General features: G+C 61.6%; 15 protein-coding genes and 1 pseudogene. 15 read left to right on the forward strand and 1 reads right to left on the reverse strand.

Translation table 11 applies throughout. The annotated features are described in order from the left end of the window. Positions 1-9: 9 nt before the first annotated feature. Complete coding sequence (locus MB84_RS09495; RefSeq protein WP_039399083.1) at positions 10-786, forward strand: 3'-5' exonuclease; 777 nt, start codon at positions 10-12, stop codon at positions 784-786. A gap of 143 nt (positions 787-929) precedes the next feature. Continuing rightward, complete coding sequence (gene rlmD, locus MB84_RS09500; protein ID WP_052653112.1) at positions 930-2,387, forward strand: 23S rRNA (uracil(1939)-C(5))-methyltransferase RlmD; 1,458 nt, start codon at positions 930-932, stop codon at positions 2,385-2,387. 179 nt (positions 2,388-2,566) lie between these two features. Here rlmD and MB84_RS09505 read toward each other — a convergent pair whose 3' ends face one another. Further along, positions 2,567-3,268, reverse strand: coding sequence for a Bax inhibitor-1/YccA family protein (locus MB84_RS09505; RefSeq protein ID WP_039399081.1), 702 nt, complete (start codon positions 3,266-3,268; stop codon positions 2,567-2,569). 408 nt (positions 3,269-3,676) lie between these two features. On the opposite strand from MB84_RS09505, the gene ndk reads away from it, so the two are divergent. The 13 genes and pseudogenes from ndk to MB84_RS09570 all read left to right on the forward strand — a co-directional run bounded on the left by ndk (position 3,677) and on the right by MB84_RS09570 (position 17,138). After that, positions 3,677-4,102 (forward strand): nucleoside-diphosphate kinase, encoded by a 426-nt coding sequence (ndk, locus tag MB84_RS09510; protein ID WP_039399079.1) that lies wholly within the window; start codon positions 3,677-3,679, stop codon positions 4,100-4,102. 59 nt (positions 4,103-4,161) lie between these two features. Then, positions 4,162-5,283 carry a dual-specificity RNA methyltransferase RlmN gene (gene rlmN / locus MB84_RS09515; RefSeq protein ID WP_039399078.1) on the forward strand — a complete coding sequence of 374 codons (1,122 nt, stop codon included), beginning with the start codon at positions 4,162-4,164 and terminating at the stop codon, positions 5,281-5,283. A gap of 261 nt (positions 5,284-5,544) precedes the next feature. After that, a complete protein-coding gene (locus tag MB84_RS09520) occupies positions 5,545-6,627 on the forward strand; it encodes a helix-turn-helix domain-containing protein (protein WP_052653114.1) in 1,083 nt (360 codons plus the stop codon). A gap of 18 nt (positions 6,628-6,645) precedes the next feature. Beyond that, the gene (ispG, locus tag MB84_RS09525) at positions 6,646-7,926 is read left to right on the forward strand and encodes a flavodoxin-dependent (E)-4-hydroxy-3-methylbut-2-enyl-diphosphate synthase (RefSeq protein ID WP_039399076.1); all 1,281 of its coding nucleotides are present in this window, start codon (positions 6,646-6,648) and stop codon (positions 7,924-7,926) included. Between the two features lie 83 nt (positions 7,927-8,009). Further along, positions 8,010-9,386: a histidine--tRNA ligase gene (gene hisS / locus MB84_RS09530; RefSeq protein ID WP_046291602.1), complete on the forward strand. Its 1,377-nt coding sequence runs from the start codon at positions 8,010-8,012 to the stop codon at positions 9,384-9,386. A 32-nt stretch (positions 9,387-9,418) separates the two neighbouring features. Then, the gene (locus MB84_RS09535; RefSeq protein WP_046291603.1) at positions 9,419-10,048 is read left to right on the forward strand and encodes a tetratricopeptide repeat protein; all 630 of its coding nucleotides are present in this window, start codon (positions 9,419-9,421) and stop codon (positions 10,046-10,048) included. Between the two features lie 104 nt (positions 10,049-10,152). Next, the gene (bamB, locus tag MB84_RS09540) at positions 10,153-11,340 is read left to right on the forward strand and encodes an outer membrane protein assembly factor BamB (protein WP_046293613.1); all 1,188 of its coding nucleotides are present in this window, start codon (positions 10,153-10,155) and stop codon (positions 11,338-11,340) included. 79 nt (positions 11,341-11,419) lie between these two features. After that, positions 11,420-12,757, forward strand: a complete 1,338-nt coding sequence (der, locus tag MB84_RS09545) for a ribosome biogenesis GTPase Der (protein ID WP_046291604.1) — start codon at positions 11,420-11,422, stop codon at positions 12,755-12,757. Positions 12,758-12,883: 126 nt separating this feature from the next. Beyond that, positions 12,884-13,120: an RNA chaperone Hfq gene (gene hfq, locus MB84_RS09550; protein ID WP_010807283.1), complete on the forward strand. Its 237-nt coding sequence runs from the start codon at positions 12,884-12,886 to the stop codon at positions 13,118-13,120. A gap of 97 nt (positions 13,121-13,217) precedes the next feature. Continuing rightward, positions 13,218-14,297: pseudogene (hflX, locus tag MB84_RS09555) on the forward strand (GTPase HflX); the annotation flags it as partial. A 343-nt stretch (positions 14,298-14,640) separates the two neighbouring features. Beyond that, on the forward strand, positions 14,641-15,963 hold the full coding sequence (gene hflK / locus MB84_RS09560) for an FtsH protease activity modulator HflK (RefSeq protein ID WP_084009692.1): 1,323 nt from the start codon (positions 14,641-14,643) through the stop codon (positions 15,961-15,963). A 12-nt stretch (positions 15,964-15,975) separates the two neighbouring features. Beyond that, on the forward strand, positions 15,976-16,875 hold the full coding sequence (hflC, locus tag MB84_RS09565; protein WP_046291607.1) for a protease modulator HflC: 900 nt from the start codon (positions 15,976-15,978) through the stop codon (positions 16,873-16,875). 107 nt (positions 16,876-16,982) lie between these two features. After that, on the forward strand, positions 16,983-17,138 hold the full coding sequence (locus MB84_RS09570; RefSeq protein WP_046291608.1) for a DUF2065 domain-containing protein: 156 nt from the start codon (positions 16,983-16,985) through the stop codon (positions 17,136-17,138). The last annotated feature ends 26 nt before the right edge of the window (positions 17,139-17,164 follow it).

Raw genomic sequence — 17,164 nt, forward strand, 5'->3', positions numbered from 1 at the left:
ATTTTCATCATGCCATCTCCCGTTCTCGTCTTCGATATTGAAACGATCCCCGATGTCGATGGCCTTCGCAGGCTTGAGCCCGCGTACGCCGGGCTGTCGGACGACGCTGTTGCCGAAGCGGCATTTGCTGCCCGTCGCGAAAAAGTGGGGCACGACTTTTTGCCGCTGCATTTGCAGCGCGTCGCGGCGATCTCCTGTGTCTTTCGCGACCGCGATGGCTTTCGTGTGAAGTCGCTGGGCACGCTGGAGGACGGGGAGGGTGCGCTGGTGTCCGGTTTCTACCGAACGATCGAAAAGTATGCCCCGCAACTCGTGTCGTGGAACGGCGGCGGTTTCGACCTGCCCGTGCTGCACTATCGCGCCATGATTCACGGGATTTCCGCGCCGCGATACTGGGACCTGGGCGAGGACGATCGCGAGTTCAAATGGAACAACTACATCAGCCGTTATCACCAGCGCCATCTGGACCTGATGGATGTGCTCGCCATGTATCAGGCGCGCGCAAACGCACCGTTGGACGATCTCGCGAAACTGTGCGGTTTTCCGGGCAAGCTCGGCATGGACGGCAGCAAAGTGTGGGAGGCGTATCGCGACGGCAAACTCGAAGAGATCCGCAATTATTGCGAGACCGACGTAGTCAATACGTATCTGGTCTATTGCCGGTATCAGCTAATGCGCGGCGGCTTGCGTCAAGCTGAGTACGAGCAGGAAATCGAATTTGTGAAGCGGTCGCTTGAGCAGGAGCCTGCTGCGCACTGGAAGGAGTATCTCGGCGCCTGGGGGTAATCCGTCTCACTTGCGGACGAATCGATTAAAATGCCGGGTTTGCTGTCGCACATGAGAACAAAGACGTGACCCGCTCCTCCCGAAACTCCTCGCGCGGCCAGCCCAGTGCCGAGCCCGGCATTATCGATATCGAATCGCTCGACATGGAAGCGCGCGGCGTTGGCCGTACCGCGCCGGAGGGCGGGCCGGGTACGCCGGAATTCAAGCCCGGCAAGGTCATTTTCGTCGAAGGCGCACTGCCCGGCGAGCGCGTCACGTATCTGAGCTATCGCCGCAAGCCCAAATTCGAGCAGGCAGAAACGGTGAGCGTCCTTCGGTCGAGTCCGATGCGTGCCAAACCGCAATGCCCGCATTTCGGCAAGTGCGGGGGATGCTCGATGCAGCATCTGGAGCCGCGCGCGCAGATCGCCATCAAACAACGTGTTCTTGAGGACAACCTCGCCCGACTCGGGAAAGTGAAAGCCGAGGCGATGCTTCGTCCGATTCAGGGCCCCGACTGGGGTTACCGCTTCCGCGCTCGCCTGACGGTGCGCTATGTGCCCAAGAAGGGCGGTGTGCTGATCGGTTTCCATGAGCGCAAGAGCAGTTACGTCGCCGATATGGACTCGTGCGAAGTGTTGCCGCGCCACGTGTCGGACATGCTGGTGCCGCTGCGTCGTCTGGTCGAATCATTATCGATTCGTGAGCGTCTGCCGCAAATCGAACTGGCGATCGGTGCCGATGTCACGGCGCTCGTGCTGCGCATTCTCGAACCGCTGACGCCTGCGGACGAAGACATTCTCCGTGCGTTTGCGGACGCGAATCACGTCCAGTTCTGGGTTCAACCGAAGGGGCCGGACACGGCAGTTCCGTTCTATCCGCTTGAGCCGGAACTCCATTACACGCTGCCGGAATACCAGATCCGGATGCCGTTCAAGCCGACGGACTTCACGCAGGTCAATCATCAGATCAACCGCGTGCTTGTGCATCGTGCCCTGCGTCTGCTCGCGCCTCAGTCGAACGAGCGCGTGCTCGATCTGTTCTGCGGGCTGGGCAACTTCACGTTGCCGCTGGCGCGTCGTGCCGGCACGGTGATGGGCATTGAGGGCAGCACGGCATTGACCGAACGCGCACTGGCCAACGCGCAACGCAACGGCGTGGCCGAGCGGACCGAGTTCGCGTGCCGCAATCTGTTCGACATCACGGCGGACGATATGCGCGCGCTCGGCGCGTTCGACCGCTACCTGATCGATCCGCCGCGCGAAGGTGCACTGGCCGTGTCGAAGGCGCTGGCCGAACTGGCTCAGCAAGGGTACGAGGGGCTGCCCAAGCGTATCGTGTACGTTTCTTGCAGCCCGGCAACCTTGGCGCGCGACGCCGGTTTGCTGGTGCACGAGGCTGGATATCGTTTGACGCTTGCGGGTGTGGTCAACATGTTCCCGCACACCTCGCACGTAGAATCGATGGCCGTATTCGAGCACGAGAGCATCGGGCAGCCTTGGGTGCCCCGCGTGCGCATGTCGGAGGATGCGGAGGATGTCGTCGAGGGTGCTGCCGACGAGGGTGTCGAGGCGATTGCCGGTGCGACCGGTGGCGACGGCGTGATCCACGAGAACGCCTGAATATTTGCAGACGGGCTCGGATAGGTTGGGATGGTGGGGATATCCTGCGCCGTGCGGGCGACGCTCCACTGCGAATCCGAGTCCCCAAAGAAAAAGCCAGTCCCGAAGGACTGGCTTTTTTATCGCTGCTGGTCAGCGCCGCTGGCGGACGGGCTGGCCGCCGACCGTTGGCTCTGCGCTTAGTTGCGGTTGCCGCCGAACACGCCGAGGATGGCGAGCAGGTTGGTGAAGATGTTGTACAGGTCAAGGTAGATCGCGAGCGTCGCGGTGACGTAGTTCGTTTCGCCGCCGTTCACCACGCGCTGTACGTCGAACAGGATGTACGCCGAGAAAATCGCGATGGCGAGGACCGAGACCGTCAGCATCAGCGCCGGCAGATGCAGCCAGATGTTGGCGATCGAGGCGAGCAGGATCACGATCACGCCCATGAACAACCACTTGCCCAGGCCGCTGAAGTCGCGCTTGCTGACCGTTGCCACCGTTGCCATCACGGTGAAGATCACGGCCGTGCCGCCGAATGCCAGCATGATGAGCGATGCGCCGTTCGAAAAGCCCAGCACGAAGCTCAGCAGGCGCGTGAGCATCAGGCCCATGAAGAACGTGAAGCCCAGCAGCAGGGCCACGCCGACGCCGCTATTCTTGAAGCGCTCGATCGCGAACATGAAGCCGAAAGCAATCGCGAGGAACAGAATAACGCTGACCATCGGGCTGCCCGCGAACAACGCGAAGCCATAAGTCACACCCAGCCAGGCGCCCGCAATCGTCGGCAGCATCGACAGTGCGAGCAGCCAATACGTATTGCGCAGCACCTTGTTGCGCACCTGAGCGGTCGCGACGCCCCCCGTTCCGCCGTAGCCGAAGCGTTGGAAATCCTGGTTCATATATTGTGTTCTCCGTGGTCGTTGTGCCTGTTGGCGGGGCCGGCAGGCGCCTGATGACGCATACGATGACCGGCAACCCTTGCCGGTGAATCCCTCGCAGCCGTTGGTCTAGCTTGTCGCCGAAGTGCAAGGATACCGAAATCTCCTGCGCAAAACGCTCGGACGATTCTTGAAATCTCGGGGCAAAAGTCCCAATTTCAATCGGTCGTCGCGCTCGTCAACCCTCCCATCGAGGGAAGGCGCTGGAATCACACCCTTGTGTCAACTTCGCGAAAAGCCGGATCGTCCCGGCCGTCCTGCGTTTGAGCGGTACGCGCACTGTAGGTTCCGTCCCCATCATAACAGCCTTCGTGCTACAATTACGGGTTCATGTTGGTTATATAACTGCTTAATTTTTTGGAGTTTTTCATGGCAGTCGAACGCACTTTGTCGATTATCAAGCCCGATGCCGTTGCTAAGAACGTGATCGGCCAGATTTACAGCCGCTTCGAAGCCGCCGGCCTGAAGATCGCCGCTGCCAAGCTGGTGCACCTGTCGCGCGCTGAAGCCGAGCAGTTCTACGCCGTGCACAAGGAGCGCCCGTTCTTCAAGGATCTGGTCGACTTCATGATCTCGGGCCCCGTGATGATCCAGGCACTCGAAGGTGAAAACGCCATCGCGAAGAACCGCGAACTGATGGGCGCCACCGATCCGAAGAAGGCAGAGAAGGGCACGATTCGCGCCGACTTCGCCGACAGCATCGACGCCAACGCCGTGCACGGTTCGGACGCTGCAGAAACGGCCGCTGTGGAAGTGGCTTTCTTCTTCCCGGGCATGAACGTCTACTCGCGCTAAGCCGCGTATAGTCGCTCAATCGCAGGAAGTTACCGAAGGGATGTTGACGGACCAGGGCCATGACCAACCTTACGAATCTGCTTGATTACGATCCGGACGGTCTGGCCGCCTATTGCGGCACGCTCGGCGAAAAGCCGTTCCGTGCTCGCCAGCTCCAGCGTTGGATCCACCAGATGGGCGCCGCCGATTTCGACGGCATGACCGATCTGGCCAAGTCGCTGCGCGAGAAGTTGAAAACGCGCGCGCACATTGCCGCGCCTGCCGCCATCACCGACCATCTGTCGGCGGACGGTACGCGTAAATGGCTGCTGGACGTGGGCAACGGCAATGCCGTCGAGACTGTCTACATCCCTGAGGAGACGCGTGGCACGCTTTGCGTTTCGTCGCAAGCGGGCTGCGCTGTCAATTGCCGGTTCTGTTCGACCGGTAAGCAGGGTTTCTCGCGCAATCTGTCGCTTGGCGAAATCATCGGTCAGTTGTGGATGGCCGAGTTCGCATTGCGCCGCGATCTGGGGCGCGAAGGTAAGAACGAGCGTGTCATCACCAACGTGGTGATGATGGGCATGGGCGAGCCGCTGCTCAATTTCGATAATGTGGTCGGCGCCATGCGCCTGATGCTCGACGACAACGCCTACGGGTTGTCGCGTCGTCGTGTGACCTTGTCGACGTCCGGGGTGGTGCCGATGATGGATCGCCTGGGCCAGGAGCTGCCCGTGGCGCTTGCCGTCTCGCTTCACGCGCCGAACGATGCGCTGCGCGATGTGCTCGTGCCGCTGAACAAGAAATATCCGTTACGCGAACTGATGGGCGCGTGCGAGCGTTACCTGGAAGTGGCGCCGCGCGATTTCATCACGTTCGAGTACTGCATGCTCGACGGTGTGAACGACACCGAAGCGCATGCGCGCGAGCTTGTCGCATTGACGCGCGACGTGCCGTGCAAATTCAACCTGATCCCTTTCAATCCGTTCCCCGAATCCGGTCTGCTGCGCTCGAAGGATCCGCAAATCAAGCGATTTGCGCAGATTTTGCTCGACGCAGGCCTTGTCACGACGGTGCGCAAGACGCGCGGTGACGACATCGACGCCGCCTGTGGACAGCTGGCCGGCGAAGTGCAGGATCGCACGCGGCTTGCACAGCGCGGCAAATTCGGGAAAATCGCGGTCGAGGTGCGTAGCGTATGAGGCTGCGCATGGGCGGGCGTGGACCGTGGCGAGGGCCGTCGGCCCCGCACGTGCCATGCCTTGCGTCGGATCAGTCGTGCACTAAAGCATTCCTTGCGCGGGGCGCGTTTCGCGTTCCGCGCAATTTCGTCAGTGACATGCAAAATCGCCCGATGCGCCGCGCAGATCTGCACGCCGCGCGCACGGGGGACGATGTAGCGAAACTGTCGCGAGCATATCCTCAGCCGCTGCGGGCGGCTGCTTACGAACGGGGGCGTATCGATGGATAACCAGAATCAGGCGGATGCAGGCGGACAAACCGGGGCTCAAGGCCAGGGCTTGCCGCAGGGAGCACCTGCCGGATGGGCTGAGCTGGGTGCGCAAGTGGGTGCGCAACTGGCCGCTTTGCGCGAGAAGCGCGGCATGTCCATTGAGGACGTATCGGCGCGTTTGAAGGTCTCGGTGCAGAAGCTCAAGCGTCTCGAAGCCGGTGAGTGGGATGCCTTGCCGGAAATGCCGTTCATTCAGGGCGTGGTGCGCAGCTACGCGCGCATGGTCGGGGGCGATCCCGAACCGATGATCGAGTCGCTGCGTCGCGTGAGCGGCACGGCGCCGGTCCCCATCGATATTCCACAACCGCAGTCCGGGCAGCCGAGCATCCCGAAGAGCCCGGTCCGTTTCCGCTCGCCGGTCGCAGCATCTCAGGCCAAGTGGCCCTGGGCACTGGCTGCGCTGGTCGTGATCGCGGGCGCTGCATGGTACTTCGGTAATGCCCACAAGGCTGGGCGCGGCAGCATCGAGGCGGCTGACCTAGCAAGCGGCGCGTCGGCACAAGGTGGGGCAGACGCCGTTGAGCCAGCGAGCCAACCGGTGGTCGCCGACGTTAACGGCACGCCGCCGGGGGCAGAAGGCGGCGCTGCCACGAACGTCGCCAATGCGACGAACAACGGTAATACGGAAAGTACGGTCAATAACGCATCGGCCAGTGCGGCCGCTGCAGGCCCGGGCCTGATCGCCGCAGTCGATCCGACGCACGTGGTCGCCGGGATCGCGAGTGCCGCAGCCGCGACGAGTGTGGCCGCGCCTGCGGCCCCGGCGAAGGCGTCGAGCGCCGGTACGCCGGGTAATGGCAAGATTGCGTTGCATCTGAAGGCAGATAGCTGGGTGGAAGTGCGTTCGAAGGACGGCAAGGTGCTGTTCTCCCAACTGATGCGTGCAGGTGCCGAACAGGAAATTACGGGCGATGCGCCGCTTAAGATCGTTGTGGGTAACGTCGCGGGCGTCGAATCGCTGGAATTCAACGGTCAACCGGTCGAGATCAAGTCCCGCAATGCGGGCAACGTGGCGCGTTTGACGCTCCAGTAAGACCGAAAGAGGGTAATCATGGCTTCTGTAGAATGCATGCCGATCATCGGTGGTCCGGCACCCCGCCGTCAGTCCCGCAAGGTCGGGATTCGCTGGGGCGGCCAACTGGTGACGGTTGGCGGCGATTCGCCGATTCGCGTGCAATCGATGACCAACACCGACACGGCGGACGTGATCGGCACGGCGATTCAGGTCAAGGAGCTGGCGCAGGCCGGCTCCGAACTCGTGCGGATTACGGTGAATACGCCGGAAGCGGCGGCTGCCGTGCCGCATATCCGTGAGCAACTCGATCGCATGGGTGTGATGGTGCCGCTGGTGGGCGACTTCCATTACAACGGCCACAAGCTGCTCGCCGACTATCCGGAATGCGCCGAGACGCTGTCGAAATACCGCATCAACCCGGGCAACGTCGGGCAGGGCGCCAAGCGCGACACGCAGTTCGCGCAAATGATCGAGATGGCGATCAAGTACGACAAGCCGGTGCGTATCGGTGTGAACTGGGGCAGCCTGGATCAGTCGTTGCTCGCTCGCATCATGGACGAAAACGCCGCACGTGCCACACCGTGGGACGCGCAAAGCGTGATGTACGAAGCGCTGATCACGTCGGCGCTCGAATCGGCCGAACTGGCGCAGCGCGTGGGTCTCGCGGCCGACAAGATTCTGCTGTCGTGCAAGGTCAGCGCAGTGCAGGACCTGATTGCGGTGTACCGCGAACTGGCCAAGCGTTGCGACTATGCACTGCACCTCGGTTTGACCGAAGCAGGCATGGGCTCGAAGGGTATCGTGGCCTCGACGGCCGCGCTGTCGGTGCTGTTGCAGGAAGGCATCGGCGACACGATCCGTATTTCACTGACGCCGGAGCCCGGCGGCGCGCGCACGGGTGAAGTCGTCGTGGCGCAGGAAATCCTGCAGACGATGGGCCTGCGTGCGTTCGCGCCGATGGTGATTGCTTGTCCGGGTTGTGGCCGTACGACGAGCACGGTGTTCCAGGAACTGGCATCGAATATTCAGACATACCTGCGTGAACAAATGCCGGTGTGGAAGGCTCAATATCCGGGCGTCGAGAATATGAACGTCGCGGTCATGGGCTGCATCGTGAACGGTCCGGGCGAATCGAAGCACGCGAACATCGGCATCAGCTTGCCGGGTTCGGGGGAATCGCCGGCTGCGCCAGTTTTCGTCGACGGCGAAAAGGTGCGCACGCTGCGTGGCGATCACATCGCCGAGGAATTCCAGCAGATCGTCGACGATTACGTGAAGACGCATTACGGTCAGGCCGAAGGTGCAGTGGCTGCCTAAGTCGGCATGCGCGGGCTTGCGCAGAGCGCGCCGACACACCGTAAGCAGCACGTCGCAGGGACGCAGGCAGAACACAAGAGAATATGACTGACGCAAAGAAGAATCGCCTCGCCAAACTGGCCGGGGTCAAAGGCATGAACGACATCCTCCCGCAGGACGAAGCCCTGTGGGAGTTTTTCGAGGAGTCGGTACGCGCCATGTTGCGCGCCTACGGCTATCAGCAGATCCGTACGCCGATCCTCGAACAGACCCAACTGTTCACGCGCGGTATCGGTGAAGTGACGGACATCGTCGAGAAAGAGATGTACAGCTTCACCGACTCGCTCAACGGCGAACAACTCACGATGCGTCCGGAAGGCACGGCGGCAGCAGTTCGCGCAACGCTCGAACACAATCTGCTGTACGGTGGCCCGAAGCGTCTGTGGTACTTCGGCCCGATGTTCCGTCACGAGAAGCCGCAGCGCGGCCGCTATCGTCAGTTCCATCAGGTCGGCGTGGAAGCGCTCGGTCTGGCGGGCCCGGATGCCGACGTCGAAATCATTCTGATGTGCCAGCGTCTGTGGGACGATCTCGGTCTGACCGGTATCCATCTCCAGTTGAACTCGCTGGGACAGGGCGAAGAGCGCGCGCGTCACCGTGCCGATCTGATCGCCTATCTCGAAAAGCACGTCGATCTGCTGGACGAGGACGGCAAGCGTCGCCTTTATACCAACCCGCTGCGCGTGCTCGATACGAAGAACCCGGCGATGCAGGAAATGGTCGAAGGTGCGCCGAAGCTCATCGACTATCTCGGCGAAGCGTCGATCAAGCACTTCGAGGGCGTGCAGTCGCTGCTCAAGGCCAACAACATCCCGTTCACGATCAATCCGCGTCTCGTGCGCGGTCTGGATTACTACAATCTGACCGTGTTCGAGTGGGTGACGGACAAGCTGGGTGCACAGGGCACGGTCGCCGGTGGTGGTCGTTACGACCCGCTGATCGAGCAACTGGGTGGCGATGCTACGCCGGCGTGCGGTTGGGCGATGGGCGTCGAACGTATTCTCGAACTGCTGCGCGAAGACGATCTCGTGCCGCAGGCCGAAGGGGCTGACGTCTACGTCGTGCACCAGGGCGAATCGGCCGTGGCCCCGGCGTTGATTGCAGCAGAGCGCATGCGCGATGCCGGTCTGAACGTCGTGTTCCATTGCAGTCCGGACGGCAACGGCAGCAGCTTCAAGTCGCAAATGAAGCGCGCGAACGCAAGCGGTGCCAACTTCGCCGTCATCATCGGTGAGAACGAAGTGGCGTCGGGCACTGCCGAAGTCAAGCATCTGCGTGCCGCCGAGCAGACGAATAACCAGACAAGCGTGCCGTTCGACGGCCTCGCCGAGTATCTGATCGACGCGATTGTCGCGAGTGCCGACGAGAGCGTGAACGAAAGCCTGGCCGATGGCGGCGCAGGCAACGAAACGCTTCATTAATCCACGACGCCAGACACGGAGAACCCCGGCGAATGAGCAGCTATCACGAGGAACAGGAACAGATCGAGAACGTAAAGGCCTGGTGGAAGCAGTACGGCAATTACGTTATCTGGACGCTCGTCGTCATCATGCTGGCCTATGGCGGCTGGAACCTGTGGCGCTATTACGAGCGCAAGCAGGCGGTGGAAGCCGGCGTGCTGTATGGCGAACTGGAAACGGCTGTCGAAGCGAAGGACAAGGCGAAGGTTGCCCGTATCGCGTCCGACATGGAAAGCAAGTTCAGCGGTACGCCGTATGCGCAGATGACCGCGCTGCTTGCCGCCAAGACGTTGGCCGATGCCGGCGATACGGCAGGCGCGAAGGCGCAACTGCAATGGGCCGCGTCGAACGCCAAGGACGACGAGTACAAGCAACTGGCCAAGCTGCGTCTGGCGGGTGTGCTGCTCGACGAGAAGGCCTACGACGAAGCGCTCAAGATGCTCGACAACCCGCCGGCACCGTACGCTGCGCTGTTTGCCGATCGCCGCGGCGATGTGCTCGTCGCCCAGAGCAAGGTGGCCGACGCACGGACCGCTTACAAGCTGGCGCTCGACAAGCTCGATAAGCAGGATTCGGGCATGCGCCAGTTCGTGCAATTCAAGCTCGACGCGCTGGGGGCCTGACGCGCGTCGGCATTCCGTAGGCAAGTATTACCCTCCCATAACGCATAACCGGGTACATGATGATCCTTAACGACTTCCGTCGATCGATGCCGCAAACGATGGCCATGTCACAGTCCGTGCAGGTCGCCCAGACGGTTTCGCCGCGCCGTGGCATTTTCAAGCGCGCGGGCACCGCTGTGATGACGCTGGCAGTGTTGGGCACGCTGGGTGGTTGCGGCCTGTTCGGCAGCAAGCCGGCGCATGAGCCCACGCCGCTCACGGAGATCAAGCAAGCGCTGACCGTCAAGCAGATGTGGACGGCGAGCGTCGGTAAGGCAGGCGCCTACAGCTTTGCACCGGTTGCCGTGGGCAATGCCGTGTTCGCGGCAGGTGCGAACGGCAGCATCGTGCGAGTGGATGCGGAAACGGGAGCGTCGACCTGGTCGGCCAAGGCGGATACGAACATCACCGCCGGTCCGGGCAGCGACGGCGAGACGACGGTCGTCGCCACGCACAAGGGCGATGTGATCGCCTTCGATCACGACGGCAAGCAGTCGTGGAAGGCGAATGCCGGCAGCGAAGTGCTGACGGCACCGCTGGTGGGCCGTGGTCTCGTGGTGGTGCGTGCCATCAACAACCGTGTGACTGCGTTCGATTCGGGCACGGGTTCGGTGCGCTGGTCGTACTCGCAACCGGCAACGTCGCTCACTCTGCGTACCGGCACCGGCATGGCATTCGTGGGTGACCGTTCGGTCATCTCGGGCTTCCCGGGCGGCAAACTGGTGGCGCTCGACGCCAATACCGGCAATCCGCAGTGGATCACGCCGCTGTCGTACCCGAAGGGTGTGACGGAAGTCGAACGTGTGAATGACGTTACGGGCACGCCGGTCGTATTCGGTCGTCAGGTGTGCGGTGCGACGTTCCAGGGCCGCGTGGGTTGCGCCGACGTGCAGACCGGCAACGGTTTGTGGGCGCGCGATTTCTCGTCGCCGAACGGTGTGTCGCAGGATGAGCGTGTGGTGGCCGCGGTCAATACCGATGGCGCCGTGTACGCGTTCAACGCTGCCGATGGCAGTACACTGTGGCAGAACGACAAGCTCAAGTACCGCGACCTGTCGGCGCCTCTGGCGCTCGGCCGTGTGGTGGTCGTGGGCGACAAGCAGGGCTATCTGCATTTCCTGTCTCGCGACAACGGTGAGTTCCTCGCCCGCGTCAAGCTGAGCGGGGCCATCGGCGCACAGCCGGTCATTGCCGGTCAGACGCTGGTTGTGCAAACCCGCGACGGCAACATTTATGGCTTCCGTCCGGAATAACCGGTAACCGGCAAGCACCCGGGCATTTTCCGGGAACGGCCGGCAGCGCGCCGGCCGTCTTCGTTTTTAGGGCTTATTCATGAAACCCGTGATCGCGCTCGTAGGGCGCCCCAACGTCGGCAAATCGACGCTATTCAACCGTTTGACCCGCTCGCGCGACGCGCTCGTCGCCGACATGCCCGGGCTCACGCGCGACCGTCACTATGGCGAGGGGCGTGTTGGCGAGCATCCGTATCTGGTGATCGATACCGGCGGCTTCGAACCCGTGGCCAAGGAAGGTATCTTCCACGAGATGGCCAAGCAGACGCGTCAGGCCGTGGTCGAAGCCGACGTGGTGATCTACATCGTCGACGGCCGTCAGGGCCTGACGCCGCAAGACCAGATCATCGCCGACTATCTGCGCAAGACGGGGCGCAAGATCATGCTCGTGGTCAACAAGGCCGAGGGCATGAAGTACTCGGCGGTCGCGAACGACTTCTACGAACTCGGTCTGGGTGATCCGCTGGCGATTTCGGCCGCGCACGGCGACGGCGTGAAGGAAGTCATCGACGAGGCCATCGCGCCGTTCTACGCGAATCCGGACGAGAACGAGGACGACGACAAACACGATGGCCGTGTGAAGATCGCTATCGTTGGCCGTCCCAACGTCGGGAAGTCGACGCTGGTCAATACGCTGCTGGGCGAGGAGCGCGTGATCGCGTTCGACATGCCGGGCACCACGCGCGATTCGATTCACATCGACTTCGAGCGTCAGGGCAAGAACTACACGCTGATCGATACGGCGGGTCTGCGCCGTCGCGGCAAAGTGTTCGAAGCGATCGAGAAGTTCTCGGTGGTGAAGACGCTGCAATCGATTGCGGATGCGAACGTCGTGATCCTCATGCTCGATGCCCGTCAGGACATTTCCGATCAGGACGCGCATATTGCCGGCTTTATTCTGGAGTCGGGCCGTGCGGTGGTCGTGGGCGTGAACAAGTGGGACGGGCTGGACGAATACACCCGAGACCAGGCGAAACAGAAACTGGAGCGAAAGCTCAAATTCCTCGGTTTTGCGAACTTTCACTTCATTTCCGCCGCGAAGGCAACGGGCATTGGTCCGTTGATGCGTTCGGTGGACGAAGCGTTCGCCGCAGCGATGACGAAGTTGCCGACGCCGAAGCTCACGAAGGCGCTGATCGAAGCCGTGGAGCACCAGCAGCCGCGGCGTGCGGGCTTCTCGCGTCCGAAGCTGCGCTATGCCCACCAGGGCGGCTCGAATCCGCCAATCATCGTCATTCACGGGAACAGTCTGGATGGCGTGACCGATAGCTATCGCCGTTACCTTGAGAACCGTTTCCGCGAAACTTTTAAGTTGAAGGGCACTCCATTACGCATAGAGTTCCGGAACAGCGCGAACCCTTACGCCAAGGGCGAGTGAAAGCCCGCCTGGGGCGGGGTTTTGCTGGCGACGCTAGCAAAATCGGCTATAGTGTGGAAGTCAGGGTGGGAAGCGCGCACACGCCCTGGCTTACGGTCATTTGCTAAAAATACAATGGAGTAACTTATGAGCAACAAAGGGCAACTTCTACAAGACCCGTTTCTGAACGCCTTGCGTAAGGAGCATGTTCCCGTCTCGATCTATCTGGTCAACGGTATCAAGCTGCAGGGAAACATCGAGTCGTTCGACCAGTATGTCGTCCTGCTGCGCAACACGGTCACTCAAATGGTTTACAAGCATGCCATTTCGACGGTCGTGCCTGCGCGTCCGGTGAATTTCCATCCGGAAGCCGAGCAGTCCTGATTCAGGCTCGCCCGACCGGGAGTCTCCGGCCGGGCGAATTTCTCTTCCCCACCGCCCGCTCTTGTCCAACAGTCCCAATTCCCAATCCCAGCGTAGCTTGACCACCAACGCCGCGCTCGTCGGCATCGATTTCGGCAAACTCGATTTCGAAGCCAGTCTCCAGGAACTCGACCTTCTCACGCAATCCGCTGGCGCCAAGCCTGTCGTGACCATTACCGGCCGTCGCCACAGCCCGGATGCCAAGCTGTTTATCGGCAGCGGCAAGGCTGAAGAATTGCGCGACGCCATTGCGGAGTACGACGTCGAATTGGTGATTTTCAATCACGCACTGACCCCGGGTCAGCAGCGTAACCTCGAACACCTGCTGCAACGCCGCGTGGTGGACCGTACCAGCCTGATCCTCGATATCTTTGCGCAACGCGCAAAGAGTCACGAAGGCAAGCTACAGGTCGAGCTGGCGCAGTTGCAGTACCTGTCCACGCGCCTCGTGCGCGCCTGGACTCACCTTGAGCGTCAGAAGGGGGGTATCGGGCTGCGTGGTCCGGGTGAAACGCAGTTGGAAACCGACCGTCGTTTGCTGGGTGAGCGCGTGAAGTCGCTCAAAGTGCGGCTCGAGAAATTGCAGCGTCAGCACGATACGCAGCGTCGCGCGCGTCAGCGCAGCGGCACGATGTCGATTTCGCTCGTCGGCTACACGAACGCGGGCAAATCCACGCTGTTCAATTCGATGACGAAGGCCAACGCCTACGCCGCCGATCAGCTGTTCGCCACGCTCGATACGACCTCGCGTCGTGTTTATCTTGGCGATGTCGGGAACATCGTGCTGTCTGATACTGTCGGATTCATCCGCGAGTTGCCTCACCAGTTGGTGGCGGCATTCCGGGCGACGCTTGAGGAGACGGTGCACGCCGACATGCTGCTGCATGTGGTGGACGCGTCGAGTCAGGTGCGCAAGGAGCAGATGGCCGAGGTCAACGCCGTGCTGGCGGAGATCGACGCGGCCGATATCCCGCAGATTCTCGTCTGGAACAAGATCGACGCGGTGCCGGAACTGGCCGCACAAGGGCCGAGAATCGAACGGGACGAGGCCGGGCGCATTACGCGAGTCTTTTTGAGCGCGCGCACCGGCCAGGGCCTCGACCTGCTGCGCGAGGCCATCAGCGAGGCGGTTGTGGCTGGCACTGGTGGGTTACAATCGCAGCACGAAGCGCCCGATGTCCGGCTCATCGACCGTTGGGACGATGTGCCGCGCGCAGAAGACAGATAACACGAGACGTCGCACCGTGATGGGCGCGTTGCCACGGGGAACACCGGCAGCACGTCCCGACTCGGGTGACGAACTGGCAAGAGACTAGACGGAGGCCGGGTAAGGCCACCGATCGGCAAACCAGATTCGGGAAACACGCGCGAACCGGCAGCATGCGCGCTCCGATATGAGGCGCGCCGGTCGCAACGCCCAACCCGCTTCAGTCACCACGCTTCTACCTATGCTTCCAAGAGCTTTGATGCGACGAGTTGGCTTGATTTTCTCCCTGAACGACCCGCGCTGGGGGCGGGACGGCGGCGGCGATTCGCCGTCCGGCAATCAGGAGCCGAACCGCCCAGATCGTGCGAACAATCCGAATTCGCAGGATCAGAAGGAGCCGCAGCGCGGACCGCAAGGCCCGCAGCAGGATGGCCCCCCCGATCTCGACGAACTGTGGCGCGATTTCAATCGTCGTCTGAACCGCATCTTCGGCCGTAAGAACGGCGGAGGCGGCAACAACGGCGGCTCGAACAATTTCTCCGGTGGCTCGCGCGGCTCGGGTATCGGCGTGGGCGTAGTCGTCGCGCTGGCATTCCTGATCTGGCTGGCCACGGGCGTCTTCATCGTCCAGGAAGGTCAGGTCGGCGTCGTCACCCAGTTCGGCAAGTACAAGTACACGACCACCTCGGGGATTCAATGGCGCTTGCCGTACCCGTTCCAGTCGGTCGAAATCGTCAACATGTCGCAGATCCGATCGGTGGAAATTGGCCGCTCGAACACGATTCGCGATACCGATCTGAAGGATTCGTCGATGCTCACGGGCGACGAGAACATCATCGATGTTCGCTTCGCCGTGCAGTACCGCATCAAGGATGCGACCGAATTCCTGTTCAATAACGTGGACGCCGAATCGTCGGTGAATCTGGCTGCGCAGACGGCCGTGCGTGAGATCGTCGGCAAGAGCAAGATGGACTTCGTGCTCTATGCCGGTCGTGAAGAAATCGCGAACGAACTCGTCACGTCGATCCAGCGCATTCTGGATAGCTACAAGACAGGCATTCTCGTCACAAGCGTGACGATGCAAAGCGTTCAGCCGCCAGAGCAGGTGCAGGCAGCGTTCGACGACGCGGTGAAGGCTGGTCAGGACCTCGAGCGTGCGAAGAACGAGGCGCAAGCCTACGCCAATGATGTGATTCCGCGTGCCAAGGGTACGGCGTCGCGTCTGACGGAAGAGGCGGCCGGTTACAAGGCGCGTGTCGTGTCGCAGGCGCAGGGTGATGCCGATCGCTTCAAGTCGGTACAGGAAGCTTACGCCAAGGCGCCGGGTGTTATCCGCGAGCGTATGTATCTCGATACGATGCAGCAGATCTACTCGCGCACCACGAAGATCATGGTGGATTCGAAGAACAACAGCCTGTTGTATCTGCCGTTGGACAAGATCATGGAGCGTTCGCGTAGCGACGCATCGACCCCCGCACCGGCCTCCGGTGCAGGCACGGGGGCTGCGGCGGGTGCGCCTGCCGCAAGCGACAGCAGTGATGTCGACCATGATCGATCGCGCGCGGCACTGCGCAACCGCGACCGCGATTCACGCTAAGGGGATAAGCGCATGAACCGTATTGGAACCGTTATCGTCGCGCTGATCGTTTTGCTGATCGTGCTCGCCTCGACCATGTTCGTGGTGGACCAGCGCCGTTATGCCGTGGTGTTCTCGCTTGGCGAGATCAAGGATGTGTACAACCAACCCGGCCTGAAATTCAAGTTGCCGCCGCCGCTCCAGACCGTGCTGTATCTGGACAAGCGCATCATGACCATCGACAACCCGGAGCCGGAACGCTTCATCACGGCCGAAAAGAAGAACCTGATCGTCGACTCCTATGTGAAGTGGCGCATCATCGACCCGCGCAAGTTCTACGTGAGCTTCAAGGGCGACAACCGCCTCGCGCAGGATCGTCTGACGCAGCAGATTCGCTCGGCGTTGCAGGAAGCGTTCACCAAGCGCACCGTGACCGAAGTGGTCTCGACGCAGCGTGATCAGGTCATGCAATGGGTGAAGCAGAAGGTGGGCGACGAAGCCGCGCAAGTCGGTATCGAGATTGTCGACGTGCGCATGCGCCGCGTGGACCTGGCAGCCGGTATCAGCGATTCGGTGTATAGCCGGATGGCCGCCGAGCGTAAGCGCGTGGCGAACGAACTGCGTTCGACGGGCGCTGCCGAAGCCGAACAAATCCGTGCCGACGCGGACCGTCAACGCGATGTGGTTGTTGCCGAGGCATATGCCAAGGCACAGCAGGTCAAGGGTGAGGGCGACGCCGTTGCCGCGGGTATCTACGCTCAGGCGTTTGGCCGCGATCCGCAGTTTGCCCAGTTCTATCAGAGCCTCGAAGCGTACAAGGCGACCTTCCGTGACAAGAAGGACGTCATCATCGCCGACCCGAACAGCGACTTCTTCCGATTTATGCGCGGTTCCGGTGGTGCTGGCGCGTCAGCCGGAAACGCGGGAAAATAGCCGTTCTGACATCCGAGTAGCTGCCACCGCCCGCGTCGACGCGGGCGGTGGCGTTTTGGCCGAGCCCTCCTGTGACCAGCAGCACGATAATTCTCGCTTTCGCCCTCATGCTGATCGTGGAGGGATTGTTTCCGTTTGCCGCGCCGGAACGGTGGCGGCAAAGTTTTCGTAAAATAACGGAAATGCCGTCCGGCCAGATTCGCTTCTTCGGCCTGGCCGCCGTCCTGCTGGGGCTGATGCTGATGCTGCTGGCCGATTACTAAAAGGCGCTTTCACGCGCCGTCTGAAT

The organism is Pandoraea oxalativorans, assembly GCF_000972785.3.
GTDB lineage: Bacteria > Pseudomonadota > Gammaproteobacteria > Burkholderiales > Burkholderiaceae > Pandoraea > Pandoraea oxalativorans.

Bases quoted from the DNA above. Each gene is read 5' to 3' on its own strand.
- MB84_RS09505 (WP_039399081.1), bottom strand. From the start codon at position 3,268: ATGAACCAGGATTTCCAACGCTTCGGCTACGGCGGAACGGGGGGCGTC.
- hfq (WP_010807283.1), top strand. From the start codon at position 12,884: ATGAGCAACAAAGGGCAACTTCTACAAGACCCGTTTCTGAACGCCTTG.
- MB84_RS09570 (WP_046291608.1), top strand. From the start codon at position 16,983: ATGCTGATCGTGGAGGGATTGTTTCCGTTTGCCGCGCCGGAACGGTGG.
- der (WP_046291604.1), top strand. From the start codon at position 11,420: ATGAAACCCGTGATCGCGCTCGTAGGGCGCCCCAACGTCGGCAAATCG.
- hflC (WP_046291607.1), top strand. From the start codon at position 15,976: ATGAACCGTATTGGAACCGTTATCGTCGCGCTGATCGTTTTGCTGATC.
- MB84_RS09535 (WP_046291603.1), top strand. From the start codon at position 9,419: ATGAGCAGCTATCACGAGGAACAGGAACAGATCGAGAACGTAAAGGCC.
- bamB (WP_046293613.1), top strand. From the start codon at position 10,153: ATGTCACAGTCCGTGCAGGTCGCCCAGACGGTTTCGCCGCGCCGTGGC.
- hisS (WP_046291602.1), top strand. From the start codon at position 8,010: ATGACTGACGCAAAGAAGAATCGCCTCGCCAAACTGGCCGGGGTCAAA.
- ndk (WP_039399079.1), top strand. From the start codon at position 3,677: ATGGCAGTCGAACGCACTTTGTCGATTATCAAGCCCGATGCCGTTGCT.
- MB84_RS09495 (WP_039399083.1), top strand. From the start codon at position 10: ATGCCATCTCCCGTTCTCGTCTTCGATATTGAAACGATCCCCGATGTC.
- MB84_RS09520 (WP_052653114.1), top strand. From the start codon at position 5,545: ATGGATAACCAGAATCAGGCGGATGCAGGCGGACAAACCGGGGCTCAA.
- rlmN (WP_039399078.1), top strand. From the start codon at position 4,162: ATGACCAACCTTACGAATCTGCTTGATTACGATCCGGACGGTCTGGCC.
- ispG (WP_039399076.1), top strand. From the start codon at position 6,646: ATGGCTTCTGTAGAATGCATGCCGATCATCGGTGGTCCGGCACCCCGC.
- rlmD (WP_052653112.1), top strand. From the start codon at position 930: ATGGAAGCGCGCGGCGTTGGCCGTACCGCGCCGGAGGGCGGGCCGGGT.